The 23,830-nt window shown below is 71.6% G+C and carries 19 protein-coding genes, 2 tRNA genes and 2 pseudogenes; 6 read left to right on the top strand and 17 right to left on the bottom strand.

Features of this window, described 5'->3' with window-relative positions:
* Nucleotides 1-5: 5 nt before the first annotated feature.
* The 3 genes from ACIBJH_RS37260 to ACIBJH_RS37250 form a co-directional block, all read right to left on the bottom strand.
* A complete protein-coding gene (locus ACIBJH_RS37260) occupies nucleotides 6-1,652 on the bottom strand; it encodes an ATP-binding protein (protein ID WP_399121368.1) in 1,647 nt (548 codons plus the stop codon).
* Entirely contained in the window at nucleotides 1,649-2,389 is a 741-nt protein-coding gene (locus ACIBJH_RS37255) for a response regulator transcription factor (RefSeq protein WP_026179246.1), read from the bottom strand. The genes ACIBJH_RS37260 and ACIBJH_RS37255 overlap by 4 nt, the downstream gene beginning before the upstream one ends.
* Nucleotides 2,390-2,592: 203 nt before the next feature.
* Nucleotides 2,593-3,483, bottom strand: a complete 891-nt coding sequence (locus ACIBJH_RS37250) for an amidohydrolase family protein (RefSeq protein WP_399121418.1) — start codon at nucleotides 3,481-3,483, stop codon at nucleotides 2,593-2,595.
* 421 nt (nucleotides 3,484-3,904) lie between these two features.
* On the opposite strand from ACIBJH_RS37250, the gene ACIBJH_RS37245 reads away from it, so the two are divergent.
* Nucleotides 3,905-4,231, top strand: coding sequence for a hypothetical protein (locus ACIBJH_RS37245; RefSeq protein WP_399121367.1), 327 nt, complete (start codon nucleotides 3,905-3,907; stop codon nucleotides 4,229-4,231).
* Nucleotides 4,232-4,342: 111 nt separating this feature from the next.
* Here the strand turns inward: ACIBJH_RS37245 and ACIBJH_RS37240 are convergent, their stop codons facing one another.
* Both ACIBJH_RS37240 and ACIBJH_RS37235 read right to left on the bottom strand, forming a co-directional pair.
* Nucleotides 4,343-5,242, bottom strand: coding sequence for a DUF2797 domain-containing protein (locus ACIBJH_RS37240; protein WP_399121366.1), 900 nt, complete (start codon nucleotides 5,240-5,242; stop codon nucleotides 4,343-4,345).
* A 36-nt stretch (nucleotides 5,243-5,278) separates the two neighbouring features.
* Nucleotides 5,279-5,512, bottom strand: a pseudogene (locus ACIBJH_RS37235) (HGxxPAAW family protein); the annotation flags it as partial.
* Between ACIBJH_RS37235 and ACIBJH_RS37230 the strand changes: the two are divergent.
* Both ACIBJH_RS37230 and ACIBJH_RS37225 read left to right on the top strand, forming a co-directional pair.
* Nucleotides 5,513-5,728 (top strand): annotated as a pseudogene (locus ACIBJH_RS37230) (MarR family transcriptional regulator); the annotation flags it as partial.
* A gap of 189 nt (nucleotides 5,729-5,917) precedes the next feature.
* Nucleotides 5,918-6,388 carry a hypothetical protein gene (locus tag ACIBJH_RS37225; RefSeq protein WP_399121365.1) on the top strand — a complete coding sequence of 157 codons (471 nt, stop codon included), beginning with the start codon at nucleotides 5,918-5,920 and terminating at the stop codon, nucleotides 6,386-6,388.
* Here the strand turns inward: ACIBJH_RS37225 and ACIBJH_RS37220 are convergent.
* Complete coding sequence (locus tag ACIBJH_RS37220) at nucleotides 6,372-7,262, bottom strand: phosphotransferase family protein (RefSeq protein WP_399121364.1); 891 nt, start codon at nucleotides 7,260-7,262, stop codon at nucleotides 6,372-6,374. The genes ACIBJH_RS37225 and ACIBJH_RS37220 overlap by 17 nt on opposite strands.
* A 125-nt stretch (nucleotides 7,263-7,387) precedes the next feature.
* On the opposite strand from ACIBJH_RS37220, the gene ACIBJH_RS37215 reads away from it, so the two are divergent.
* Nucleotides 7,388-8,140, top strand: a complete 753-nt coding sequence (locus tag ACIBJH_RS37215; protein WP_399121363.1) for an SMI1/KNR4 family protein — start codon at nucleotides 7,388-7,390, stop codon at nucleotides 8,138-8,140.
* A 416-nt stretch (nucleotides 8,141-8,556) separates the two neighbouring features.
* On the opposite strand, the gene ACIBJH_RS37210 is transcribed toward ACIBJH_RS37215, so the two are convergent.
* The 4 genes from ACIBJH_RS37210 to ACIBJH_RS37195 form a co-directional block, all read right to left on the bottom strand.
* Entirely contained in the window at nucleotides 8,557-8,778 is a 222-nt protein-coding gene (locus ACIBJH_RS37210) for a hypothetical protein (RefSeq protein WP_019073270.1), read from the bottom strand.
* A gap of 131 nt (nucleotides 8,779-8,909) precedes the next feature.
* Entirely contained in the window at nucleotides 8,910-9,386 is a 477-nt protein-coding gene (locus ACIBJH_RS37205) for a hypothetical protein (protein ID WP_399121362.1), read from the bottom strand.
* 80 nt (nucleotides 9,387-9,466) lie between these two features.
* Nucleotides 9,467-9,539: transfer RNA gene (locus ACIBJH_RS37200), tRNA-Arg, on the bottom strand.
* 195 nt (nucleotides 9,540-9,734) lie between these two features.
* Nucleotides 9,735-9,825, bottom strand: a tRNA-Ser gene (locus ACIBJH_RS37195).
* Nucleotides 9,826-9,994: 169 nt separating this feature from the next.
* Between ACIBJH_RS37195 and ACIBJH_RS37190 the strand changes: the two genes are divergently transcribed.
* Both ACIBJH_RS37190 and ACIBJH_RS37185 read left to right on the top strand, forming a co-directional pair.
* The gene (locus tag ACIBJH_RS37190; protein ID WP_399121361.1) at nucleotides 9,995-10,489 is read left to right on the top strand and encodes an SSI family serine proteinase inhibitor; all 495 of its coding nucleotides are present in this window, start codon (nucleotides 9,995-9,997) and stop codon (nucleotides 10,487-10,489) included.
* 175 nt (nucleotides 10,490-10,664) lie between these two features.
* Nucleotides 10,665-15,350, top strand: coding sequence for a PAS domain-containing protein (locus tag ACIBJH_RS37185; RefSeq protein WP_399121360.1), 4,686 nt, complete (start codon nucleotides 10,665-10,667; stop codon nucleotides 15,348-15,350).
* 94 nt (nucleotides 15,351-15,444) lie between these two features.
* Here the strand turns inward: ACIBJH_RS37185 and ACIBJH_RS37180 are convergent, their stop codons facing one another.
* The 7 genes from ACIBJH_RS37180 to ACIBJH_RS37150 form a co-directional block, all read right to left on the bottom strand.
* Nucleotides 15,445-17,121 carry a long-chain fatty acid--CoA ligase gene (locus tag ACIBJH_RS37180; protein WP_399121359.1) on the bottom strand — a complete coding sequence of 559 codons (1,677 nt, stop codon included), beginning with the start codon at nucleotides 17,119-17,121 and terminating at the stop codon, nucleotides 15,445-15,447.
* Nucleotides 17,122-17,219: 98 nt separating this feature from the next.
* Nucleotides 17,220-17,867, bottom strand: coding sequence for a SigE family RNA polymerase sigma factor (locus tag ACIBJH_RS37175; RefSeq protein WP_399121417.1), 648 nt, complete (start codon nucleotides 17,865-17,867; stop codon nucleotides 17,220-17,222).
* 966 nt (nucleotides 17,868-18,833) lie between these two features.
* Nucleotides 18,834-20,000: a lipid-transfer protein gene (locus tag ACIBJH_RS37170; RefSeq protein WP_399121358.1), complete on the bottom strand. Its 1,167-nt coding sequence runs from the start codon at nucleotides 19,998-20,000 to the stop codon at nucleotides 18,834-18,836.
* The gene (locus ACIBJH_RS37165; protein ID WP_399121416.1) at nucleotides 19,997-20,404 is read right to left on the bottom strand and encodes a MaoC family dehydratase; all 408 of its coding nucleotides are present in this window, start codon (nucleotides 20,402-20,404) and stop codon (nucleotides 19,997-19,999) included. The genes ACIBJH_RS37170 and ACIBJH_RS37165 overlap by 4 nt, the downstream gene beginning before the upstream one ends.
* A 38-nt stretch (nucleotides 20,405-20,442) precedes the next feature.
* Complete coding sequence (locus ACIBJH_RS37160; RefSeq protein ID WP_399121357.1) at nucleotides 20,443-21,543, bottom strand: acyl-CoA dehydrogenase family protein; 1,101 nt, start codon at nucleotides 21,541-21,543, stop codon at nucleotides 20,443-20,445.
* Between the two features lies 1 nt (nucleotide 21,544).
* A complete protein-coding gene (locus ACIBJH_RS37155) occupies nucleotides 21,545-22,531 on the bottom strand; it encodes a bifunctional MaoC family dehydratase N-terminal/OB-fold nucleic acid binding domain-containing protein (protein ID WP_399121415.1) in 987 nt (328 codons plus the stop codon).
* Nucleotides 22,532-22,611: 80 nt separating this feature from the next.
* Entirely contained in the window at nucleotides 22,612-23,823 is a 1,212-nt protein-coding gene (locus ACIBJH_RS37150) for an acyl-CoA dehydrogenase family protein (protein WP_399121356.1), read from the bottom strand.
* Nucleotides 23,824-23,830 lie beyond the last annotated feature (7 nt).

Raw genomic sequence — 23,830 nt, 5'->3', positions numbered from 1 at the left:
TCTCCTCAAGCGCCCTGTTGCACCCATGTGGTGGCACTGTGCTGTGCCTGTGAGTGCGATTGCCAATTCGTTTCGGGGGCGGGCATGGGCACAGCCGGTGCAAGCGCGGGCAGATGCACGGTGAACACAGTGCGTCCGGGAACGCTGTCCACGGTGACGGCACCGCCGTGCGCGGTCGCGACCGCCTGCACGATGGCGAGGCCCAGACCGGTCGACCCGGTGGAGCGGGAACGCGCCGAGTCGCCGCGCGCGAACCGTTCGAAGACGTGCGGCAGCAAATCCGGCGGGATGCCCTGGCCGTTGTCCTCGACGTCCACGCACATCCACGGCCCGCGCCGCTGCACGCGTGCGGTGATCGTCGTACCGGGCGGGGTGTGCTTGCGGGCGTTGCCGAGCAGGTTCACGAGGACCTGTTGGATACGGGCCGCGTCCGCCGACACGAGGGCCGGTTCGTCGGGCAGGTCGAGCCGCCAGTTGTGGCCCATGCCGGCCGCGCGCGAGTCGCTGATGGTGTCCACGACGAGCGGGATCAGGTCGGTCTGGTCGAACTGGAGCGGTCTGCCCGCGTCGAGCCGGGCGAGCAGCAGCAGATCCTCGACGAGGAGGGTCATACGGCCCGCCTCGGACTCGATTCTCCCGAGGGCGTGCTTGGTGTCCGGGCCGGTCTGTTCGCGCCCGCGACGGGTCAGCTCCGCATAGCCCCGGATGGAGGCGAGGGGCGTCCGCAGCTCATGACTGGCGTCCGCGACGAACTGCCGTACCCGCATCTCGCTCTGCTGTCTCGCGTGCAGGGCGCCGTGCACATGGTCGAGCATCCGGTTGAGCGCGGCACCGACCTGGCCGACCTCGGTGTGCGGGTCGGTCTCGGACTCGGGGACCCGTTCGTTCAGGGTCACCTCGCCCGTGTGCAGGGGCAGTTCGGATACGCGGGTGGCGGTCGCGGCGACGCGGCGGAGGGGGCGGGTGGCGACACCTACGAGGACGTAGCCGGCGATGGCCGCGGCCACGAGGCCCGCGGCGGTGACGCTGACCTCGACGAGGATCAGGGTGCTGATGGTGTTGGTGACCTCGGCGGTCGGCAGGGCGATGTAGAACGCGTCGCCGCTGTCCTCGTTCGTGGCGTACTGGACGCGGTACTCCCCGAGGCCCGGGATGTCCACCGAGTGATTCCTGTGGTCCTTCGCCACGGAGGCGATGGCCGCCTTCTGCGCGGTGTTGAGGGTGCCGGCGGTCATGCCGCCGAAGGCGCCGTTGCTATCGCGCTTCTGCTCGGCGATGGCGGCGCTGACTATCTTGCCCTTCTGCACGTACGCGGCGATGGTGTCGGGCTGCGTCGGGGGCTGGTTGGCGAACTTGGCGGCCTTGGCGCTCGCGGGCGTGGTGTCCTTCGGCGGCGCGTCGCCCGTCTTGCCACCCGGCGTTTCGCCCGGCTTGCCGTCCAGGCGATTGCCGACCGCACGCCTGGCCGCGTCGTCCACCTTGCCGTCGAGCTGCGTGTACAGGTGATCCTGCAGGGCGATCGTCGTCACCGTACCGATCACCGCACACACCACCGCGATCAGCGTCACGGACGCGACGACGAGCCGGGTCCGCAGGGTGCGCGGCTTACCCGCTCGCTTCTTCTGCGCACGCGGCCGTCGTCGCCCGCTCATGAGGCCGCGGGCTTGATCAGGTAACCGGCACCGCGTCGAGTGTGGATCATCGGCTCACGTCCCGCGTCGATCTTCCGGCGGAGGTACGAGATGTAGAGCTCGACCACATTGGCCTGCCCACCGAAGTCGTACGACCACACACGGTCGAGGATCTGTGCCTTGCTGAGTACACGACGGGGATTACGCATCAGGAAGCGCAACAGCTCAAACTCGGTGGCGGTGAGGTGGATGCCCTCACCGGCCCGCGACACCTCGTGGCTGTCCTCGTCGAGGGTGAGGTCACCCACGACCAGCACGGAGTCCGAACGGCGGTCCGCCGCACCGGAGCGGCGGATCAGCCCGCGCAGCCGGGCCACGACCTCTTCGAGGCTGAAGGGCTTGGTGACGTAGTCGTCGCCGCCGGCGGTGAGACCCGCGATCCTGTCCTCCACCGCGTCCTTCGCGGTGAGGAACAGCACCGGAACGTCCGGCAGCTCACGGCGCAGCCGGCCCAGGACGGTCAGACCGTCCATGTCGGGCAGCATCATGTCGAGGACGACGGCGTCGGGCCGGAACTCGCGCGCGGTCTGGATCGCGCCGGTCCCGTCACCCGCGCTGCGGATCTGCCAGCCTTCATAACGAAGGGCCATGGACAGCAGCTCGGTGATCGACAGCTCGTCGTCCACCACAAGCACTCGGACGGGGCTCCCGTCCGGCCTCAGCAGTTCGGTGCGCCCCTGGGGCGAGGTCGTGGTCATGGTGGACACGTTGTCGTGGTCCTCTTAGAGCACGCTTTCTAGAGTCTGTGATTTTCCTGAGAAACACACAGGGGCCTCTCAGGGAACACCTTGGAATCTCTTGCCCGGGACTTATCCCGTCCCGCACACCGTTCCGGCGGACCTGTGCGTTCCGCCCGTGCCGCCTCGGTCTCCGCTGTATCCCCCCAACCTCCTTCTCTCCCTCACAGTGCGGCGCCCAGCCCGAACAGCTCCGCCCCGTTGTCGTGGCACACGGCCCGCAGCCAGTCGTCCCCGAGGCCCAGTCGCTCCAGGGCGTGCAGCTGGTGCAGGTACGGATACGGGATGTTCGGGAAGTCGCTGCCGAGTAGAACGCGGTTTCCCAGGGTGGCCAGCCGGGGGAGAGCGCGGGGCGGGAAGGGGGCGAGGCGTTCGCTGAAGTCCGTGAACGCCATCGTCGTGTCCAGCCGCACCTCCTCGTACCGCTCGGCGAGGTCGAGGAAGTCCTCGTACTCCGTCATCCCCATGTGCGCGACGACCAGCCGCAGCCGCGGATGTCCGGCCAGCACCCGGCCGATCGGCTCGGGTCCGGTGTGCTTGCCGGGGGCGGGTCCCGATCCGCAGTGGATCACGACCGGTGTCCCGGACTCGGCGAGCAACCCCCAGGCGGGATCGAGGAGTTCGTCGGCCGGGTCGTACGCCCCGACCTGCACATGCGCCTTGAAGACCCGCGCGCCGGAGTCCAGCGCCTCCCGGACGTAGTCCTCAACTCCCGCTTCCGGGAAGAGAGTCGAGGTGTGCAGACAGTCGGGGGTGCGGGCGGCGAAGTCGACGGCCCAGCCGTTGAGCCAGCGGGCCATGCCGGGCTTGTGCGGGTAGAGCATGGCGGTGAAAGCGCGTACTCCGAACTCCCTTATCAGCGCGACCCGTTCGTCCTCCTCCTTCCGGTAGGTGATCGGCCACTCCAGCGCTCCGCCGGTCGAGGGCCCGAGCGCGTCGAAGTATCCCCAGACCTTGCGCAGCACCCGCTCGGGCATGAAGTGGGTGTGCACGTCGACGAGACCGGGGAGCCCGAGCCGTCGCCAGAACCTCCGCACCGACTCTGCCTCGGTCATGAACTCGCTCTCCACGTCGGTCACGCCCCTTTCCCGAACCCGTCGCCGTGCTCGCCCTTCACCCTGCCCGGCGTCCTCGGACCGCCCGCACGGTCGGGGCGAACCTGTGGACCGGCTTGCCACAACCTTGATCGAAACCGGATTGACAGGCTTTCGGCCGCGCTACGAGACTCGGGCCTGATGATCAGAGTCGTCATACGCATTGAACAGGGCTGACCACCCTGCCGGACAGACTCCAGAGATCAGCACGAAACGGGGAGAGACGAAAAAAATGTGGTGCACAGTCGGCGGTAGATTTGGCAGGTTCCTGGCAAGTTTGTCGCCCACGGAGATCGACCACCCACTCGGCAGCCTCCCCGCCCCTCATCAACCGCCGCGGAGACAGGCTGTCCCGCGGCCCCGCCCAGGAGGTTCGATCCCCATGCGCAGCAAGCTCGGTGTGGCACTGGCAGGCGCCGCCGCGCTCATCGCGATCGGCGGCACGGCGACGCCGGCGTCGGCAGTCGACATGCAACCCATGAGCAAGCACACGGGCACGGCCGGCTGCTTCAACTGGTCGTGGGCCGACGGCGACGTCACCACCACCGTGTACTTCCACAACACGTGCGACCGGACCGAGTGGATCGACATCACCTGGACCCACGGCGGTGGCGAATACACCGCTCCGTACCTGGCCGGCACGAAGGACAGCTTCAAGGACTACGGCAGCGTCAAGAGCATCCGGGACGCCGGACCCTGGACCGGGTGACCCAACGGCCGACGGGCACGAGGGGCCTCGGTGACGACCGAGGCCTCTCGGCTCCGCGATGTCGGCAGGGCGGCGGCGGCGCGGGAACTCGCTCGGACGCCGATCACCCCATCACCACAACCCGTCCTGGAGATCGACCACCGGCTTCTTGAACTCCCTTACCGGCACGGTGAATTCAACCGTCTCACCCCCGGCCGGGATCAGCTCCCACCCCGTCATCAGCCGTGTGTCCAGCACGACCACGCCGCGCCCGGTGGCGAGATGGAGATCCGGTCCCGCCGCCGCGAGCACCTCGCCGCTCACCACCCCGCCCGCGACCAGCCCGCTCACCTCGCCGACTGCGGCCGGGAGGTCCGTGAGGCCGAACGCGTCGACGTGGTCCACCGGTCGGTACGGCTCGCGGTGGAGCGACTCCGGCCATTCGCGCAGCGCGAGGGCCCGGGCGTGCAGCTCGGCGATCTCGGCCGCGCGCTCCGCCGCCGAGCCCGGCAGCGCGGAGCGGACGGCGCGCTTCTCGCCGTAGGGAATCCGGTCCGGTACCCGGAGTGCGGCGCGCAGCAGCTCCTCCGAACGCCGTGCCGCCATCAGTGGGCCGAGGCCCAGCCAGCTGAAGCAGACGGCGCCCTGCTCAAGGAGTCGCGCGGAGCCGCGTTCTTCGGCGGTGATGCCGACCTTGAGCAGGCCGGGGCCGAACCAGGCCAGATATACGTGGTACGGCCGCGGGTCGTCCGCGATGGTGTCCGCGGCCACCGAGTGCGCCCGGTCCAGCCGCGCGCACTCCTCGCACCGCGCACCCGTGCTCCGCTCCGGCACGGCCGCACGCAGCGGGCAGGTGTGCCCCCGTGCTCCCACGCATGTCCGCCCGCCCCCTTCCGCGACCTCGAAGGCCACCCGCTTCCCGCGGGGCAGCGGGCTCCCGCGCCCGCCGTCCCACCTCAACTCGGGACCGCCTGCCGTCCATCGGAGTCCCGAGCACTTCCACGTCCGTGGTGCCTGTGATGTCTGTGCCATCGCTCACGAGATTAGAGGGCGCCACTGACAACGGCCTCAGCCTGCGGTTTCGCCGACCGGAACGGGCTGCCGGGACTCCTCCGCGTGCCCCTCCGTACGCCCCTCCGCCGGCCGTCCCCGCCCCGCCAGCCGGCATCCGACACACCCGGCGTGCCCGGCCCTCGCCCACGGGTCCCGCACCCGCATCCCCCACTGCGCCCGGTCCCGCCGCCCGGGCGGCTTGCCCCAGCCGTTGAGGTGGAGCGCCCAGGTGACCAGGACGGCGACGGCACGGCAGGCGACCTGGCGGAGCACGCCCATGTCACGACGGGCGCGGTGACCGGGATCCTCAACCGTCTGGAACGCGCCGGTTTCATCACCCGCGTCCCCGACCCCACCGACCGCCGCCGCGTCCGCGTGGCCTCGGTACCGGCAGCGGTGTCGACGCTGGCGCAGGGCTATATCGAGGAACTCCGCGCGCGGGACAGGGAGAAGGACGGGGAGTGACGGAGAGTCACGGGGAGCAGGACAGGAAGTCGGAGCGGGGGGTAAGCCCGACCCCGTTGGTGTAGCGGGCTCCACCAACGGTTCGGGAGAGTGCTTCATCGTGCCCGCAGCCGTACGACGGCATCGTTGATCTCAGCCGGTCAGAAGGACCGGCGCAGGTCGAACGGCCGCCGTACGGAGGGAAATCCCATGACAACCGCTCCCGGCCCGTTCGCATCCTTCGTCCGGTTCGTGGTGTGCGGGGGCGGGGTCGGGGTGCTGTCCAGCCTGGCGGTGCCGCTGCTCGCCGCGCTGATGCCCTGGGCCGCGGCGAACGCGCTGATCACGGTCGCGTCGACCGTCCTCTGCACCGAACTGCACGCCCTGTTCACCTTCGGCACGGGACGCCGTCCCGGGCTGCGCGAGCACTGGCAGTCGGCGGGTTCCGCGACGGCGGCCTACGCGGCCACGTCCGCCGCGATCCTCGTCCTCCACACCGTCCAGGCCTCCCCCACCATGCTCACCGAACAGATCGTCTACCTCGGCGCCTCGGCCCTCGCCGGCATCGGCCGCTTCCTGGTCCTGCGCCTGTTCGTCTTCGCCGACCGGACCGCACCGGCCACCGTCGCGATTCCGGTACAACCGCTGCCGGCGGCGCCCGTGTTCAGCGCGGCGGCGTGAGCGGCCCGCGCACCAACAGCCCCGCGCACCAACGGAAGTGGCCGTCGCTCCCGTCCGAGGAGAACAGGTCGTAGGTCGCCAGGGCGTAGGCACGCTGGTAGAGGACGAGCGTGTGCGGCGAGTGGTGGAGCCGCTCGGCGAACAGGCGGGTGAGCGTGGTGGTGTGCGGTTCCGCGTACGGCCCGTACATGTCCCACACGGCGGCCGTCACCGCGGCCTCGAAGGCCGGGTCGCCCGCGGTCGTGAAGAACCCGAAGTCGAGTACGGCCGTGGGGGCGCCGGTGCCGTCGACATGGATGTTGGGCGGTACGAGGTCGCCGTGCACGACGGAGACGAACGGGCCGTCCGGCAGCGCCACCAGGGACTCCGTGGTCCGCCGCACGATCGCCGCGAGGTCGGGAACCCTGGCGGCGAGCAGGTCACCGTGCCGGCCGACCGCACGCCGGACGAGGGCGGCGAGCGCGTCGGGGAAACGGGCGTGCCCCTCCCAGAGGGGGCGGTCGTCGCCCTGGACGGTGAGACGGCGCATGGCCTCGGTGCCGGGTACGGCCGCCAGGGCACGCAGGACCGTCAGCAGGGCGTCGGTCTCCCGCGCGGGCAGCTCCCGGGGCGGTGCCTCGACCGCCGAGTCGGCCCGCAGCGGTGCCCCTGCCAACTCGCGTTCATAGGTGACGAGGACGTCTTCGTGCTCCTCGACGGCGAGGATCTCCGGCGTGGCGAACGGCAACGACGCCGCGTGCCGGGCGATGTCGTCGTAGACCTGCCGAAAGAGGTCCGGAGCGGTCGGTCCACACCTTGGCGACCGTCCCGTCGCCGAGGCGGTAGACGGCGCCTTCGACACCGGCGGCGAGCGGTCGGGCGGCTCCGTGACCACGGTCGGCGAAGTAGCGGACCCAGGTGGTGGAGTGCTGTTGACGGTGGGTGGTCATGACCGAAGTAGATCCGAGTTGATCCGGGTGGAGACGGTCATCCGCTCATCGACTGGCTAGCGTCTGCGCCATGCCGAAACCCACGCCCGTGCCCCCGCCCGAACCACCGCTGGACGTCTCGGTCGCGCTGCGTGGCGGAGTGACCGGTCGGGACCGTGCCTGGGGCTTCCTGCGCCGCTTCGCCGACGAGTGGGCGGGCCTGCCCCTGCGGCCCGAGGACGGCTGCGCCACGGCCGAACTGGACGCGGTCGAGGCCGAGTTGGGCTTCCGGCTCCCCGCCGCGCTACGCGAGGGATACGCGCTGTTGGGCCGCCGCGACGACCTCACGCGACAGCAGGATCCCCTTCTCCCGCCGCCCGCTCTCCAGGTCGTCGACGACCACGGCGGTGTCCTGGTCTTCCGCCACGAGAACCAGGGCTGCGCGTCGTGGGGCATCCCCCTGGACGAGATCGAGCAGGACGATCCCCCCGTGGTGGTGGAGTCGCACGACGGCTGGGTCCCCTTCCTGGACAGGCTGTCCGTGGCCTGGGTGGAACTGGTGCTGAGCGAGTCGCTGCTCGGCGTCGGCAGCCTGTACGACGCCTGCGAGCTGCCGGACGCACTCCTGCCGGACCTGCTGGCGCGTTACACGCGAGTGGAGCTGCCGGACCACCCGATGTGGGTCGGCGCCGCGTGCTCACCCCTGCGCTGGTACGCGGCCCCGGGGCGACTGCTGCGTCGGGACGGGGTGTTCGACCACTGCTGGGTCCACGCGCGCGGACGCACGGCCGCCGACCTGGAGACGATCCGCGCGGACCTGCCGGGACCGTGGGTCGTCGGCTGAGCAACTGCCGTTCCCCGATGGAGTGTTCGACGCGACGCGGCGACGTGATGCGGCCGTACAGCGCGGACGGCTGTGCGCACCGAGCGGCCCTACGACAACCACTTCGTCTCCGTGGTCACTGTCAAGAACCGCGAGGTGACGTACTGACGCGCCTACATGAGACCCGGCGCCTAGCCCGCCCGGCGGTAGGCCTCGTCCAGTTCCGAGAACGATGCCGGCCCGTCGTCGAGGGGCAGCGTCTCGTCGTCCCCGAAGTCCGGGGCCTGGAAGGGGTTCGTCGCCGGAGGGGGCGATCCCGCGTTGGCATGGCGGGACGCCCCTTCCGGGGCGGAGAACAGCGAGGTCAGTTCGATGAGAGGTCTCCCGTTCGTTACAGGCCGCCAGGACCTGGTGTGCCGTGACCGGGCACTGCGGTCCTACAGCTTGCTCATCTTGGCGTACGGACTCAGGATGCGCTCCTGAACCGACCCGAAGTCGACGAGCACCGCGATTCCGTCCTCGATGCCGATGACCCGGCCGAGGCCGTACATGTCGTGTGTCACCTGGTCGCCCACGGCGAAATGCTTGGGGGCCGCCGCGGCCGGTGCCTTGAAGGGACTGGTGGGCAGATAGCGCTTCGGTGCAGCTGGCTTTGTCATTGCTTCCAGTATGGGCCTAGACACGCCTCTCGCTGAGGCCGTCCACATCGCTTGTTCATCACAACCTGGTGCACGAGCCCCCGGACGACCTCGCCGAACGCCCGAAATCGTGTGAGCAACGTCACTTTGGGTCAGTCCCGGGTCGCTCCGGCGGGCCACAGGACCCGTACGGGTACACCGGTGCGCCGGGCGTACGCCACCACGTCGGCCGTACCGCCGTGGCCGCGCGCGGGCTGCCCGTCCCAGACGGCGAGCAGCTCGTCGACCATCCCGACCAGGACCTCGCCGCCGACCATGTAGGCGTGAGGGTCGGAGTCCTTCAGCCCGGTCTCGTGCACCTTGGACGCCCGGTGCACGAGGTCGTCGTAGACCGCTTGGTGCCAATCCGGCAGGGACGCACGGTAGTTCGCGGCCGGTACGACGATTTCGAGCGAGCCGCCGTGCTCAAGGATCGCCCGGGCGAACCACGCGTCGGGACCGTCCGCGACGCAGGAGACGCCGACCAGGCCGGTCGCGGGGCAGGCGCTCACAGCCTCCCGGACGGCCGCGGTGACCGATCGCTCCGTGTCGACGGGCAGCCCTCGGTGGCCGGTGATCCCGATGCGCATGGCTTGTCCTTGTCGTCAGCACAAACGTCAACACAAAAGCCAGGGCCCCGTGGATCTCTCCACGGGGCCCTGTTCTGCTGTGCACTCGGCAGGATTCGAACCTGCAACCTTCTGATCCGTAGTCAGATGCTCTATCCGTTAAGCTACGAGTGCTTGATTTTCTCTTGTTTTCCTTCGCCGCTCCCGGCCCTTCCGGCCCGCTCGCGGCGACAGGAAGAACATTACATGACTGCCGCCGCCATGTGAAATCCGTTAGCCATACCCCTTGTGAGCTGCGGAAACGGCCCGAAAACGACCTTGCGAACGACCGAAGCCCCGGTCGCTTCGACCGGGGCTTCGGATGGGGTGCGGAGGCGGAGGGATTTGAACCCTCGATGGGATTTGCGTCCCAAACCGCATTAGCAGTGCGGCGCCATAGACCGGACTAGGCGACGCCTCCAGCAACGACCTCCCGCGCGAGCGCGAGTGGTGCGTGCAGATGATGACACAGACGAGCGCGGTGCCACCAATCGCGGTCCACGGTACTAGGCAGGCGGGCCGCAGGGCAAAGCCGTTGCTGCCGGCCGCCGTGTCCGCAACGTCCGGGGGCGGTGGGCGTTAGTCAGGTCATGTTGCAGGTCAACCGTCTCCTCGTGATCGCCGCCGCGTCCGCCGCCACCGTCGGGGCGCTGGCCGCGGCGCCCGCCACCGCGTCCCCCACGACCACCCGCACGCTCGCGCCGCCGCCCGTCCGGGACGAGGACCGGTCCGGCGGCGACCATCTCACCGTCACGGTCCGGCACGCGGGCGCCGCCGACGGGACGCACGAGTTGTACTGCCACCCCGGCGGCGGCACCCACCCGGACGTGACCGGCGCCTGCGCGACCGTCGGCCGCAACACCCAGTGGGGGAAGGACCCCTTCGCCCCGGTGCCCCCGGACAGCATGTGCACGATGATCTACGGCGGCCCCGCGACCGCCCATGTCACCGGCACGTGGGCCGGACGCCCCGTCGACACGACGTACGACCGGAGCAACGGCTGCGAGATCTCCCGGTGGAACCGGATGGTCCCGCTGCTGCCCGGCCTCCATCAGCAGGACGGCACGGTCGATGTCCATCCGTAGGGGTCCGACGACGTTCGGTCACACGTTCTGCGTCACTTCACCGTGCGACCTCCCTCTCATCTCACTCCGCGAGCACAACGAGTGCCCTTAGACTCCCTCGCGTGACACGTCGCGGACCCGTTGGCAAGATGGCCTCCGCGGTCGGCAAGGTGCGGTAACAGGGAGGAAGCGTCTCGTGAGCAGCAGGCCATCCCGAGGCGCTGCTCGCCTCGCAGCCATACTCGACGCGCTCCCGGACGCGTTGGTGCTGGTCAACGCCAACGGGACGGTCGTCAACGCGAACACCATCGCGCTGGAAGCCTTCGAGGCGCCCGGCACCGCGCTCGTCGGACGCGGACTCCTGGACCTGCTGCCGGAGTTCGACTCCCGGCTCATCCCCGGTTCCATGCGGCGCCCCGACTCGATGGACCCGCGCGGCCGGACCAAGCCCACCCGGATGATCGCCCGCCGGACGGACGGCTCCGAGTTCCCGGTAGAGGTGACCAGCGCCAACCTCGAAGACGGCCAGCAGGCCTACGACGGCTACGGCTACACCGCCGACGAACTGCTGATGCTCGTCGTCCGCGACCTCTCCGGGACCGTCGACACCGAGGCCGAGCTGGCCCGTTCGCAGCGGCAGACCGAGATGATCCTGCGCGCCGCCGCCGAGGGTGTCGTAGGAACGGACACGGACGGGCGGGTCGTGCTGGTCAATCCGGCCGCCGCGCAGATCCTCGGGTACCGCGCCAGCGATCTCGGCGGCAAGGAGCTGCACACGCTTGTGCTGCACTCGCGGGCGGACGGTTCGCCGTTCCCGTACGCGGAGTCGCCGCTCGCCGACACCCTGCGGTCCGGGCGCAAGCACCGGGTGCGCGGGCAGGTGCTGTTCGCCAAGAACGGGGACCGCGTCTCCGTCGACCTCACCACCGCGCCCGTGCGCGACGGCGACCAGCTCGTCGGCGCCGTGATGACCTTCACCGACCGGCGGCCCTACGACTCGCTCGCCGAGGAGAAGGAGGCCGCCGACAAGCTGCACCGGGACGAGCTGGAGCGGATCGACGAGGAGCACGCCTCCGAGCTGACCTCCCTGCGCCAGAAGCACATCACCGAGGTCGAGGAGCTCCAGGAGCAGCACGAGGAGGAGCTCGCGGCGAACGAGGAGCGGTACGCCGCCCTCGGGGAGCGGGAGAAGGACCGGTACGAGGAACTCGCCGCGCGGCACGAGCAGTTGCTCACGCTGCTCGGGCGTTCGCTGCGCGGCCCCCTCGACGAACTGCGCCGGGAACTGGCCGCGTTGGCCGCCGACGACGCCGGGCAGCTGTGGCCCGAGGCCAACCAGGTGCTCCATCATCTGTCGGCCGGTTACTCGCGCATCACCCAGCTCATCGACAACGTGCTCGGCTATCAGCGGCTGGAGACCGGGGCCGAGGAGATCTCGCGGACGAAGGTCATGCTCGACGCCGTGGTCGCCGCCGGTGTCGACGGGGCCGTCGAGCTGATCGGCCCCGGGCGCGTGCAGTTCGCCGTGCACGCGCCGCCCATCGAGGCCGAGGTCGACCCCACGCTGCTCGCCACCGCGCTCGCCCACCTCGTCGCGGACGTCGCCGGCGTCGACGCGACCGGCAACTCGCCCGCTTCGGCGGGCGGTTACATGGACAACACGGTCGTCGTGGCGGCGGCGCAGCGCGGTGAGGTCGTACGGATCGAGGTGCGCGGGCCGTACGCCGGGGGAGACCCGGTGCACGAGCCGATCGTGCGCGGGATCGTGCGCGCGCACGGCGGGGTGCTGCAGACGCACGACGTGCCGGGGATGAGCGGCAGCGCGTATGTGCTGGAGGTTCCGATCGGCGGCGGGGCGGGGGCCGTGGCGGCTCCGGCCGCGACCGGCGGTGCCGAACTCGCCCTGCCCGAGCAGGCCGGCGGCAACAGCGGGCGGCGGCGGGCCCGGCGGTCCTCCGTCGACGCGTTCCTGGAGAGCGAGGTGCCGGGCGGCGCCTCCGACGGTTCCGGTGGCTCCGGTGGCTCCGGTGGTGAGGGCGCGGTCCCGACCGGGCGGCGCAGGAGGCGTGCGGGCGAGGAGTCGGCGGCGGCCGTGGAAGCGGGCGGTGACGGTGCCTCCAGCGGTACGGGACGCCGGCGCGGGCGGGCTGCCGAGGTCGGCGCCGGTGACGGCAACGGTTCCGAGGGTGACGCGGACGGTGTGTCCGAGGGTGCCGTGATGACGGCGGCGGAGCACGCGGCCGGGACGGCAGCCTCCGGTACGGGTCTGGGCGCGGTGCCTCCGGGGGGCGTGCCCGTGCCCGGCGGCGGCGAGCGGCAGGCGTTGCCGCCCGCGTTGCCTGCGGGGGGTCCTGCGGAGGGTGCGGCCGACGGCGCCAGTGGCTCCGGTGGCGAGGACGGGCAGCCGACCGGGCGGCGCAGGCGTGCGCTCGCCGCAGCGGCCGAGCGGGCCGCCGCGCAGGAGGCGGGCGCCCGTACGGTGTTCGCGCTGCCTCCGGCCGAGGCGGACCGGACGCCGGACACGGGCGCACAGGCTCCGGGGGTGCCGGTCGCACCTGGAGTTCCGGTCGCTCCGGGGGTTCCGGTCGCTCCCGGGCAGGTTGCCGGTGACGAAGGGCGGCACGACGCCGTAGCGCACGACCAGTCCGACGACCACACTCCGCCGCAGCCGCACCCCACGAGCGCGCCCACAGGGCGCCGTCGCCGGGCCGTGGCCCAGCCGCAGCAGCCCGCGGAGGGCGTGCCGGTGCAGGCGGCGGGCGCGGTGGTTCCGGCACAGGGGACGGCGGGGCAGGGGCAGCAAGTCGCCGCTCCCGGGCAGCAGTCGGTCCAGCAGGGGCCGGGTGTCGCCGTGGGCGTACCGGCGCAGGTCGGGGTCGCCCCCGTGCTGCCCGGGCAGAACACCGGTCAGCTCGCGGCGGCGGGCGACGCGGCCGTGGCACAAGGACTCGTGGGACAAGGACTCCCCGGGCAGGCGCAAGGCGCAGGACAGGTGCAGGGCGCAGGACAGGTGCCGGGTGTGGCGCAGCCGGTGGGCGGGCCGCCCGTCGCCGGTCAGCCGGTGCCCGGCCAGCCGGGTCAGCCTGGACAGCCGGGCAGCGCCATGCAACTCGCCCCCGCGCAGAGCCTCCCCGCCCCGGGACAGTCCACCGCGGCCCAGCCGCTGCCGCTCCCGGCGGAGGCGGTCCCCGGTCACGGCATCCCGGCGCAGGCGGCGCTGCCGCAGGGCGGCCCCGGCCAGCCGGTCTCACCTCAGGGCATCCCCGGCGGCCAGCCGGTCTCACCTCAGGGCATCCCCGGCGGCCAGCCGGTTTCACCTCAAGGAGTCCCCGGCCAGGGGATTCCGGGTCAAGGACTCGCGGGACAGCCGATTCCGCCGCAGGGCATCCCCGGGCAGCCCGCGCCCGCCCAGGGTCTTGTCCCTCAGGGCAGTCAGGGTCAGCAGCCGGTCTCCCCGCACGGCATTCCCGGCCAGGGCGGCCAGGCCCAGGCCCAACCCGGTGCGGCCGTACCGGCGCAGGCGCTCCCCGCCGCTCAGCCGGCCCCCGGCACCCCCGTACCGGCGAACGGCGCCGGCCCGGCCGTAGCGCCGAACGCGGACCCGAGCCTTCAGCCGAATTCACAGCCGAACCCGAGCCCGAACCCCAACGCCCCTGCACCGGCCGCTCCCGCCCCTGCTGCTGCCGCTCCCGTCGCCGCGCAGGCGCGGGTCGCGCAGCCGTTGCCCGCTGAGGCTGCCGTGCCGACGCCGAGCGGGGCTTCGGTGGGGGATGTCGATCCCAACTCCACTCAGGGGCGGGCGATCAGTGTGCGGACGTTGGGGCAGGGGGTGCCGTTCACGCGGCAGGCGGCTCAGGTGCAGCAGCCGACCGCGACGCCTCCGCCGCACACGCCGGGCGGCGGCGGGCGGCGGCGGAAGTTGGGGACGCGGCCCGATGCCGGTACCGCCGGGGCGGCGCGTCCGCATCCCCAGGGTGAGCAGGCGCAGCCCTCCATGGCCGGGCAGTCGCGGCTCTCGCCGATCACCGAGGGCGCCGGACGGTCGTACGCCATAGGAGCACCGGACGAGAACGCGGCCGAGGGGCCCGAGCCGTTGGACGGTCCAGGTGGGGCCGTCGAGATCGCGGACACGCCGAGACCGCAGCCGCTCGACGACGAACTGCCCCCCGAGCCGCTCGACAACCCGCGCCGGCTGCTGGTCTGGCCCGCGCCGGACGTGACGACCACACAGGCGCTGAGCGACCGCGGGTACCGGCCCGTCATCGTGCACTCGCGCGAGGAGGTCGACGCGCAGATCGCCGCGTTCCCGGCGGCCCTGTTCGTGGACCCGCTGACCGGACCCATTACGAGGACCGCGTTGCAGTCACTGCGGCAGGCCGCCGTCGCCGCCGAGGTGCCGGTGCTCGTCACCGCCGGGCTCGGGCAGGCGACGCGCGAGGCGGCCTACGGCGCCGATCCCGCCGTACTGCTGAAGGCGCTCGCGCCCCGGGACAGTGAGCAGCATCCGCCGCGGGTGCTGTTGATCGAGGAGCACGCGGAGATCGCGCTGGCGCTGACCGCGACGCTGGAGCGGCGCGGGATGCAGGTGGCGCGGGCCGCGAGCGACGCCGATGCGGTGACGCTGGCGGGGCAGTTGCGGCCCAACCTCGTCGTGATGGATCTGCTGCAGGTGCACAAGCGGCGGGCCGGGATCGTCGACTGGCTGCGGGCGAACGGGCAGCTCAACCGCACCCCGCTGGTCGTCTACACCGCCGCCGTCGACGAGGCCGATCTGCCCCGGCTGGCTTCCGGGGAGACCGTCCTCTTCCTCGCCGAACGGTCGACGAGCACGGAGGTCCAGTCGAGGATCGTGGACCTGTTGGCCCGGATCGGCACGAACTAGCCGACCCGTTGGCCAACTGTGCGAACTGTGCGAACTGCGGGGCCGGTTGAGCACCCGGCCGGTCGGTCAATCGGCCGGCCGGTCAGAGCTTGGTTCAGAGCTTGGTGACGTCCAGGTCGCCGTCGGCGTAGCGCCTGCGCAGGACCTTCTTGTCGAACTTGCCGACGCTCGTCTTCGGGACCGACTCGACGATCGTCCAGCGCTCGGGGAGCTGCCACTTGGCGATCTTCCCCGCGTCGGCGAGGAACGCGCGCAGGGACTCGAAGTCCGCGGTGGAGCCCTCCCGCAGGACGACGGTCGCCAGCGGACGCTCGCCCCACTTCTCGTCCGGTACGGCGACCACGGCGGCCTCGGTGACGTCCGGGTGGGACATCAGGGCGTTCTCCAGGTCGACGGAGGAGATCCACTCGCCGCCGGACTTGATGACGTCCTTGGCGCGGTCGGTGAGGGTGAGGAAGCCGTCGGGGGAGATGGTGCCGACGTCGCCGGTCTTGAGCCAGCCGTCCTCGCTGAACTTGTCGGCGGGGCGCAGGGGTTCGGCGTCGGGGCCGTTGTAGTAGGCGCCGGCGACCCAGGGGCCGCGCACCTCCAGTTCGCCCGCGGACTCGCCGTCGAAGGGCAGTCGTTCGCCGCCGGGGCCGGTGAGGCGGGCCTCGACGCTCGCCGGGAAACGGCCCTGCGTCAGCCGGTACTCGAACTCCCGGTCCGTGCCGACCGCTTCGGCCGGCGGGCGGGAGACCGTGCCCAGCGGGGAGGTCTCCGTCATGCCCCAGGCGTGGCAGACCCGCATGCCCAGCTTGTCGAAGGCCGCCATGAGGGCGGGCGGGCAGGCCGAGCCGCCGATGGTGACCTGGGTGAGCGAGGAGACGTCACGGGGCTTGGCGGTCAGTTCGGCGAGGAGGCCCTGCCAGATGGTGGGCACGGCCGCCGCGTGCGTGGGGCGCTGGCTCTCGATCATCTCGGCGAGTGGCGCGGGCTGGAGGAAGCGGTCCGGCATCAGCATGTTGACGCCGGTCATGAAGGTGGCGTGGGGCAAACCCCAGGCGTTGACGTGGAATTGGGGCACGACGACCAGTGACGTGTCCTGGTCCGTAAGCCCCATCGACTGGGTCATGTTGACCTGCATGGAGTGCAGGTAGATCGAACGGTGGCTGAACACCACGCCCTTGGGGTCGCCCGTGGTCCCGGAGGTGTAGCACATCGCGGCGGCCTGGCGTTCGTCCAGCTCGGGCCAGTCGTAGGTGGTCGGCTTGCCGGCGATCAGGTCCTCGTACTCGTGCACGCGCACGGAGGTGCCGTCGAGGGGGCCGCGGTCGCCGGGTCCGGACACGACGATGTGCTCGACCGTCGGCAGCTTGGGCAGCAGGGGTGCGAGCAGCGGGATCAGCGAACCGTTGACGATCACGACGCGGTCGGCCGCGTGGTTGACGATCCACGCCAACTGGTCGGCCGGAAGACGGAGGTTGAGGGTGTGCAGCACCGCGCCCATGGCGGGGATCGCGAAGTACGCCTCGACATGGACCGCGTTGTTCCACATGAAGGTCGCCGTGCGTTCGCCGTCCACCACGCCCAGGTCCTCGCGCAGCGCGTGCGCGAGCTGGGCCGCGCGGGCACCGATCTCCGCGAAGGAACGGCGTTCCGGCTCTCCCTCACCGGTCCAGCTGATCACCTGCGATGTTCCGTGGACCGTGGACCCGTGGGTCAGGATCCTGGAGATCAACAGCGGTACGTCCTGCATGGTGCTCAGCACGGCGTCCTCCCGGGGCGACATTGCCTACGCGGTAGTAAGGGGTCGCGCTGATTCTGCTCACATACCAGACGGTATGTCACTAGGACCGGGTGATCGATCACCCGTCGTCCGCATCACCCCTACCGGGCGAGAACCAGCTCCGGGTCCTCGCGCAGCTTGCCCAGCGCCCGCGACACCGCCGACTTCACCGTGCCCACGGACACCCCGAGCACCTCGGCCGTCTGGACCTCGCTGAGATCCTCGTAATACCTGAGGACCACCATCGCCCGCTGCCGGTCCGGCAGCTTCGCGATCGCCCGCCACATCGCGTCGTGCAACGCCTGCTGCTCGGCCGGGTCCTCCCCGCCGCCGCCCGTCTCCGGCTCGGGCAGCTCCTCGCACGCGAACTCGTCGACCTTGCGCTTGCGCCACTGCGAGGTCCGCGTGTTCAGCAGCGCGCGGCGCACATAGCCGTCCAGCGCCCGGTGGTCCTCGATCCGCTCCCAGGCGACATACGTCTTGGTCAGCGCGGTCTGCAGCAGGTCCTCGGCGTCGGACGGGTTCGCGGTCAGCGACCGCGCGGTCCGCAGCAGCACCGGCTGCCTGGCCCTCATGTACGACGAGAAGGAGGGGTACGTGAGGGTGGCGGCAGCAGCGACAGCGGTGGCGGCAACGGTGACGGTGGCGGCAACGGTGACGGTCGGCTGGGTCTGCGCAGCCCGTGCGGTGGGCCGGGTGACGGGACGGGCGGCCGGGCGTACGGCCGCGGGGCGTACGGCGGGGCGGATGCCGGGCCGTGTCGTGGTCCGAGCGTCGGCCCGCTCGGCGGCCCGTGCGACGGCGTTCGAAGCGCTGGTGCAGACGGCTGTGGTCATGGCTCCACGCTATGAGCGATCCCCACTTCGGCGGATCGGCCGCAGGTCCCGAAGGGGACTCCGCCTCAGGTTGTAGTGGTGGGGCTGGCTCCACCTCCTGAAGGTGGACGAGCGGGGGAGACGTACTGCGGGTTTACCCCTGGGGGATGGGGTGTGCGGGGGGGCAGTCGCTGGGGGTTCCCTGCGGGGGCGGGGCCGGGCGGGGACGGCCACTGGAGGTTACCTGCGGGGGCAGAGGCTTGCAGGGGGGAGCCGCCGCGGGTTCCCTCCGGGGGCGGGGCCGGGGGGCAGCCGCTGGAGGTTCCCTGCGGGGGCAGAGCCGGGCGGGGGCAGAGCCGGGCGGGGGCAGAGCCGGGCGGGGGCAGTCGCTGCCGGTTCCCTGCGGGGGCAGAGCCGGGCGGGCGTGGCCGCCGGAGGTTCCCTCCGGGGGCAGAGCCGGGCGGGGGCAGTCGCTGCCGGTTCCCTGCGGGAGCAGAACCGGGCGGGAACGGCCACTGGAGGTTCCCTCCGGGAGCAGAGGCTTGCAGGGGCAGCCGCCGCGGGGCCCCTCCGGGGGTAGACCCCACGGGGCAGCCGATGTGGCTTGCTCGGGGGCTCGGCCGCTGCGGCGTCACCCGTGCGGATTACCGTCCGGACTGGGCCACTGCGGGTTCACCCCTGGAAGCTGCCGTCCGTGCTCGGCCACAGCTCAGTCGTCCGAGGTCCGCCCAGGCACAGTCGTCCGGGGTCAGCCGTCCCTGGTCGGCCAGGCCCGGCCGTGCAGGGTCGCCCGTCCGAAGTCGGACGTTGCCGGTTCACCCCTGAAGTTGCCGCTCGGGGTCCGCCGGGCTCGGCCGTCTGCGGAGGGCCGGGGCTCAGGCGTCCCCGGTCGGCCGGGGCTCAGGCGTCGGTGGTCAGGATCAGTCCGGAGGTCGGTACCCCGGTCCCCGCCGTCACCAGTACTCGCCCGGCACCCGGTATTAGGTTCACCGCGGTGCCGCGCACCTGCCTGACCCCTTCCGCGATTCCGTTCATGCCGTGCAGATACGCCTCCCCGAGCTGTCCCCCGTGCGTGTTGATCGGCACCCGCTCCTCCGCCACGAAGTCCGCCGCCTCCCCCTTCCCACAGAACCCGAACTCCTCCAGCTGCATCAGCACGAACGGCGTGAAGTGGTCGTAGAGGATCGCCACGTCCATGTCGTCCGGTCCGAGCCCCGCCGTCCGCCACAGTTGCCGCGCGACCACGCCCATCTCCGGGAGGCCGGTCAGGTCGTCGCGGTAGAAGCTGGTCATCTGTTCCTGTGCCCGCCCGGCCCCCTGGGCCGCCGCCGCGACGACCGCCGGCGGACGCGGCAGATCACGGGCCCGCTCCACCGACGTGACGACGATCGCCTGCGCGCCGTCCGTCTCCTGGCAGCAGTCCAGCAGCCGCAGCGGCTCCACTATCCAGCGCGAGGCCGCGTGCTCGGCGAGGGTGATGGGTCTGCCGTGGAAGTACGCCGCCGGGTTGGTCGCCGCGTACTTGCGGTCCACTACCGCCACCTGACCGAACACCTCGGGTGCGAGGCCGTAAGTGTGCAGATACCGTTGCGCCGCCATCGCCACCCACGACGCCGGGGTGAGCAGCCCGAACGGCAGCGACCAGCCGAGCGCGGCACCCTCCGCCGACGGTTCGCGGTGCGTGACGCCCGAGCCGAATCTGCGGCCCGACCGCTCGTTGAAGGCGCGGTAGCAGACCACCACCTCGGCGACCCCTGCCGCCACGGCCAGCGCCGCCTGCTGGACGGTCGCACAGGCCGCGCCGCCGCCGTAGTGGACCCGGGAGAAGAAGGACAGCTCGCCGATCCCGCAGGCCTGGGCCACCGTGATCTCCGGGTTGGTGTCCATCGTGAACGTCACCATCCCGTCCACGTCCGCCGGTGTCAGCCCCGCGTCGTCCAGCGCCGCCCGCACCGCCTCCACGGCCAGCCGCAACTCGCTGCGCCCCGAGTCCTTGGAGAACTCCGTGGCCCCGATACCGACGATCGCGGCCCGCCCGCCGAGAGTGTCGCGGGTCCGGGCGCTCATGCCCCGGCCTCCGCCGTCGTCGGTACGGCGACCGTGACCACGACCGTGCCGGTGACGTGCCGGCCGATGCCGTTCGTCCCGAGCACGCGCACCGTCGCGGTCTCGCCGTCCGTCTCCTCGATCCTCCCGGTCAACACCATGGTGTCGCCGGGGTAGTTGGGGGCGCCGAGCCGTATGGCGACCTTGCGGAGAACGGCTCGCGGGCCGAAGTGGTCCGTGATGTAGCGGCCGACGAGGCCGTTCGTCGTCAGGATGTTCATGAAGATGTCGGGGGAGCCCTTCAACCGCGCCAGCTCCGCGTCGTGGTGCACGTCCTGGTAGTCGCGGGAGGCGATGGCCCCGGCGACAATCAGCGTGCGGGTGATCTCGATTTCGAGCGGGGGCAACTCCTCACCCACCCCCATGGCCACGCTGCCTACCCTCATGGCCGCGCCTCCTTCCCTCATGGCTGCACCTCCTCACTGACGATCAACTCCCCCAGTTCCTGCAGCACTTCGGGCCCGCATCCGAGGTACCCGTCCAACTGCCGCCCCCACAGGAAGTGCCGGTGGACCGGGTGCTCCACGTCGGCTCCCGCGCCGCCGTGCAGATGCTGACCGGTGTCGACGACCCGCCGCCCCGCCTCGGCCGCCCACCAGGCCGCGGTCAGCGCGTGCGTGGCGTACGGCAGCCCCGCGTCGCGCCGCCAGGCCGCCTCGTACGCCGTCACGCGTATCGCCTCGATGTCCATGTACGCGTCGGCGGCCCGGAGTTGGACCGCCTGCCGGGTGGCAAGCGGACGCCCGAACTGCTCCCGCGCGTTGACATGCGCCACAGCCCGCGCGAGCGCCCCCGCGCAGACCCCTGCCTGCAGACCGGCGAAGGCGGTACGGGCGGTGGCTAGGACGTCGGCGTGGGCGGTGGCTAGGCCGTCGGCGTGCGTGGAGGTCAGGCCGTCGGCGTGGGCCCCCGTGGCACCGAGCCGTTCCGCCGTCGCGCCGTCGAGTGTCAGCCGCCCGGCCGACCAGGGTGCGGTCAGCTCGACCGGTTCGATGTGCGTGGCATCCGTGACCGGCGTCAGCCACAACTCCCCCTGTTCGTCGGCAACAAGGACATGCGTGGCGTCACGCAGCCAGGGGACGACCGGGACCGTACCGGTCAACTCGCCCTGCGCGGAGGCCCGTACGGCCCGTACGGCCCGCACACCCCCCTGCGCGGGAAACGCCCCGCACACCACCACCGACCCGTCCCCGATCCCCGGCAACAACCGCTGCCGCTGCTCGGCGGAACCGTGTGCCGTCACCGCCAACAGCCCGTACACGCACGTCGAGGCGAAAGGCACCTGGGCCGTCGTCCGCCCCTGTTCCTCCAGGACGAGGACGAGACCGAGCAGGCCCAACTCCGCTACGGCGCCCACCAGTCCGGCGGCGCACAACGCCTTCCACAACTCGGGGTCGCTGCCTGTCCCGGCCGCCGCGAGCCGCTCCGGTGTCGCGAGGTCGCCGAAGATCCGGGCGGCCAGGTCACGGGCCGCCGCCTGCTCCTCCGTGGGGGTGAAGTCCATGTCAGCCCACCCCGCCCTCTCGGCCTTCCTGGGCCCGGAAGACGGGGAGTACCAGCGGATCGTCCTCATCGTCGTCGTAGCGCCGGAATTCGAGCCGTACCTGTAGCCCGACACGCACCTTGTCGTACGGCACCCCCACCACGTTGCTCACGATCCGCACGCCCTCGGCGAGTTCGATCAGCCCGACGGCGTAGGGACCCGCCGCGTCAGCGGCATGGTCGGATTGCGTGAAGGCGGGGAAGGGCGGGTGATGCATCACCACGTACGAGTAGACGGTCCCGTCGCCGCTGGCCTCGACGGTGTCCCAGTCCGGGCCGCCGCAGGTATTGCAGCCCGGCAGCCAGGGGTGGCGCAGCGTGCCGCAGTTCGTGCAGCGCTGGATGAGGAGTTGATGCCGCTCCACACCCTCCCAGAAGCCGGCGTTGTCGCGGTTGACGACGGGGCGGGGGCGGCGGGCGCGCGCTCCTTTCTCTCCCCCTTTGCTCCTCTGACTCTGCCGCGCGGGGGCGTATTTGAGGATGCGGAAGCGGTGGGTGCCGACGAGGTCCTGGCCCACCCGTACGTCCATGCGCGTCGTGACGAAGTACCCCGTGCCCAGTTTGGTCGTCTTGCGGTCCGAGACCGACTCGATCACCGCGTCGAAGGCGACCTCGTCCCCCGGCCGCAGGGGCCGTAGGTACTCCTGCTCGCAGTCGGTGGCGACCACCGAGGTGCAGCCCGACTCGTCGAGCAGGTCGAACAGCTCGTCGTAGGCCCCCGTGCGTCCCGAGTGCCCGGAGAGGCCGCCCATGGTCCAGGCCTGGAGCATGGTGGGCGGGGCGACGGCGTCCGGGCCCGTGTACGCCGGATTCGTGTCGCCCATCGCCTCGCACCAGTGCCGGATCATCGGCTCGTTGACGGGGTCCTTGCCGGCGCCCGCGACGGCGGCCGGACGCCCCTCGTACGCCTTGAGCCGCGCCCCCAGTTCGTCTACGACCACCGCACTCACCACCGACTCACCCGTCACCGCCGCCCCCAGTCCGTCGGCCGCAGCGCTCACGGCCGGCCCCAGTCGCTCGCCCCTCGCACTCACCGCCGCCCCCTCGTCATCCCGAGCCGCATCGTCGCGACGATCTCCCGCTGCACCTCGCTCACCCCGCCCCCGAACGTGTTGATCTGCGCCGCCCTGTTCAACCGCTCCAGCTCGCCGTCCCCGAAAACCCCCGGCGACCCCGAACGCACCAGCCCCGTCAGTCCCGTCGAACCGCCGGGTCCGACCGGCACGGCCGACCCGCCGTCCGCTCCGGCGACGTGCTGACATATCTGGTACACCGCCACCGTCGATTCGGTTCCCATGACTTTCACGCCGCTCGCGTCGCCGGGCGCCAGCCGGCCCGCTCCCACGTCGCCCACCAGACGCCAGTTGAGCAGGCGGGTGGCCGCCAGCCGGGCGTGCGCCTCGGCCAACTGCGCCCGCACCCACGGCTCGTCGGCCCGGCGTCTGCCCGTCACCGGATCGGGTGTGCGGGCGGCGGTCAGCGCGGCCGTGTAGAAGTCCTCGGCCTGCATGCCGGTCGCGGCGAGGGCGACCCGCTCGTGGTTGAGCTGGTTGGTGATGAGCGACCAGCCCTCGTTCTCCGCGCCGACGAGGTTGCCCGCCGGGACCCGGACGCCGTCGTAGTACGTGGCCGTCGTCCGCTGCCCGCCCACCGTGTCGATCGGGGTCCACGAGAAGCCGGGCGCGTCGGTCGGGACGAGGATGATCGAGATACCGCGGTGCTTGGGGGCTTCGGGGTCGGTGCGGCAGGCGAGCCAGATCCAGTCGGCGTTGTGGGCGTTGGAGGTGAAGATCTTCTGCCCGTCGATCAGCCAGCCCTGGCTGTCGTGCACGGCGCGGGTCCGGAGCGAGGCGAGGTCCGTGCCGGCCGACGGTTCGCTGTAGCCGATCGCGAAGACGAGTTCGCCGCGCAGGATGCCCGGCAGGAGGGTGGCCTTCTGCTCCTCGCTGCCGTACTTCATGAGGGTCGGTCCGACGGTGTTCAGGGTGACCATCGACACGGGTGCGTTCGCCCGGTAGGCCTCGTCGAAGAACACGAACTGTTCGTCGGCGCCGCGCCCTTGACCGCCGTACTCGACCGGCCAGCCGAGCCCGAGCCAACCGTCGCCGCCGATCCGGCGCAGCAACGCCCGCTGTCCCCGGGGGTCGTCCGCGCCGGGCGGACCGTCCGGCATCAACGCGGCGAAGTACGCCCGGAGTTCGGCGCGCAACCGCCGCTGACGAGGGGTGGGGGCGAGGTGCACGACGGCG

Origin of the sequence: Streptomyces sp. NPDC050548 (assembly GCF_044457385.1) — a bacterium.
Taxonomy (GTDB): domain Bacteria; phylum Actinomycetota; class Actinomycetes; order Streptomycetales; family Streptomycetaceae; genus Streptomyces.
This window is presented reverse-complemented; position numbering and strand designations above follow the sequence as displayed.

What these genes read in the sequence shown, in the direction of transcription:
- ACIBJH_RS37260 (WP_399121368.1), bottom strand. Translation starts at nt 1,652, where the DNA reads ATGAGCGGGCGACGACGGCCGCGTGCGCAGAAGAAGCGAGCGGGTAAG.
- ACIBJH_RS37255 (WP_026179246.1), bottom strand. Translation starts at nt 2,389, where the DNA reads ATGACCACGACCTCGCCCCAGGGGCGCACCGAACTGCTGAGGCCGGAC.
- ACIBJH_RS37250 (WP_399121418.1), bottom strand. Translation starts at nt 3,483, where the DNA reads ATGACCGAGGCAGAGTCGGTGCGGAGGTTCTGGCGACGGCTCGGGCTC.
- ACIBJH_RS37245 (WP_399121367.1), top strand. Translation starts at nt 3,905, where the DNA reads ATGCGCAGCAAGCTCGGTGTGGCACTGGCAGGCGCCGCCGCGCTCATC.
- ACIBJH_RS37240 (WP_399121366.1), bottom strand. Translation starts at nt 5,242, where the DNA reads ATGGCACAGACATCACAGGCACCACGGACGTGGAAGTGCTCGGGACTC.
- ACIBJH_RS37225 (WP_399121365.1), top strand. Translation starts at nt 5,918, where the DNA reads ATGACAACCGCTCCCGGCCCGTTCGCATCCTTCGTCCGGTTCGTGGTG.
- ACIBJH_RS37215 (WP_399121363.1), top strand. Translation starts at nt 7,388, where the DNA reads ATGCCGAAACCCACGCCCGTGCCCCCGCCCGAACCACCGCTGGACGTC.
- ACIBJH_RS37210 (WP_019073270.1), bottom strand. Translation starts at nt 8,778, where the DNA reads ATGACAAAGCCAGCTGCACCGAAGCGCTATCTGCCCACCAGTCCCTTC.
- ACIBJH_RS37205 (WP_399121362.1), bottom strand. Translation starts at nt 9,386, where the DNA reads ATGCGCATCGGGATCACCGGCCACCGAGGGCTGCCCGTCGACACGGAG.
- ACIBJH_RS37190 (WP_399121361.1), top strand. Translation starts at nt 9,995, where the DNA reads ATGTTGCAGGTCAACCGTCTCCTCGTGATCGCCGCCGCGTCCGCCGCC.
- ACIBJH_RS37180 (WP_399121359.1), bottom strand. Translation starts at nt 17,121, where the DNA reads ATGTCGCCCCGGGAGGACGCCGTGCTGAGCACCATGCAGGACGTACCG.
- ACIBJH_RS37170 (WP_399121358.1), bottom strand. Translation starts at nt 20,000, where the DNA reads ATGAGCGCCCGGACCCGCGACACTCTCGGCGGGCGGGCCGCGATCGTC.
- ACIBJH_RS37165 (WP_399121416.1), bottom strand. Translation starts at nt 20,404, where the DNA reads ATGGGGGTGGGTGAGGAGTTGCCCCCGCTCGAAATCGAGATCACCCGC.
- ACIBJH_RS37160 (WP_399121357.1), bottom strand. Translation starts at nt 21,543, where the DNA reads ATGGACTTCACCCCCACGGAGGAGCAGGCGGCGGCCCGTGACCTGGCC.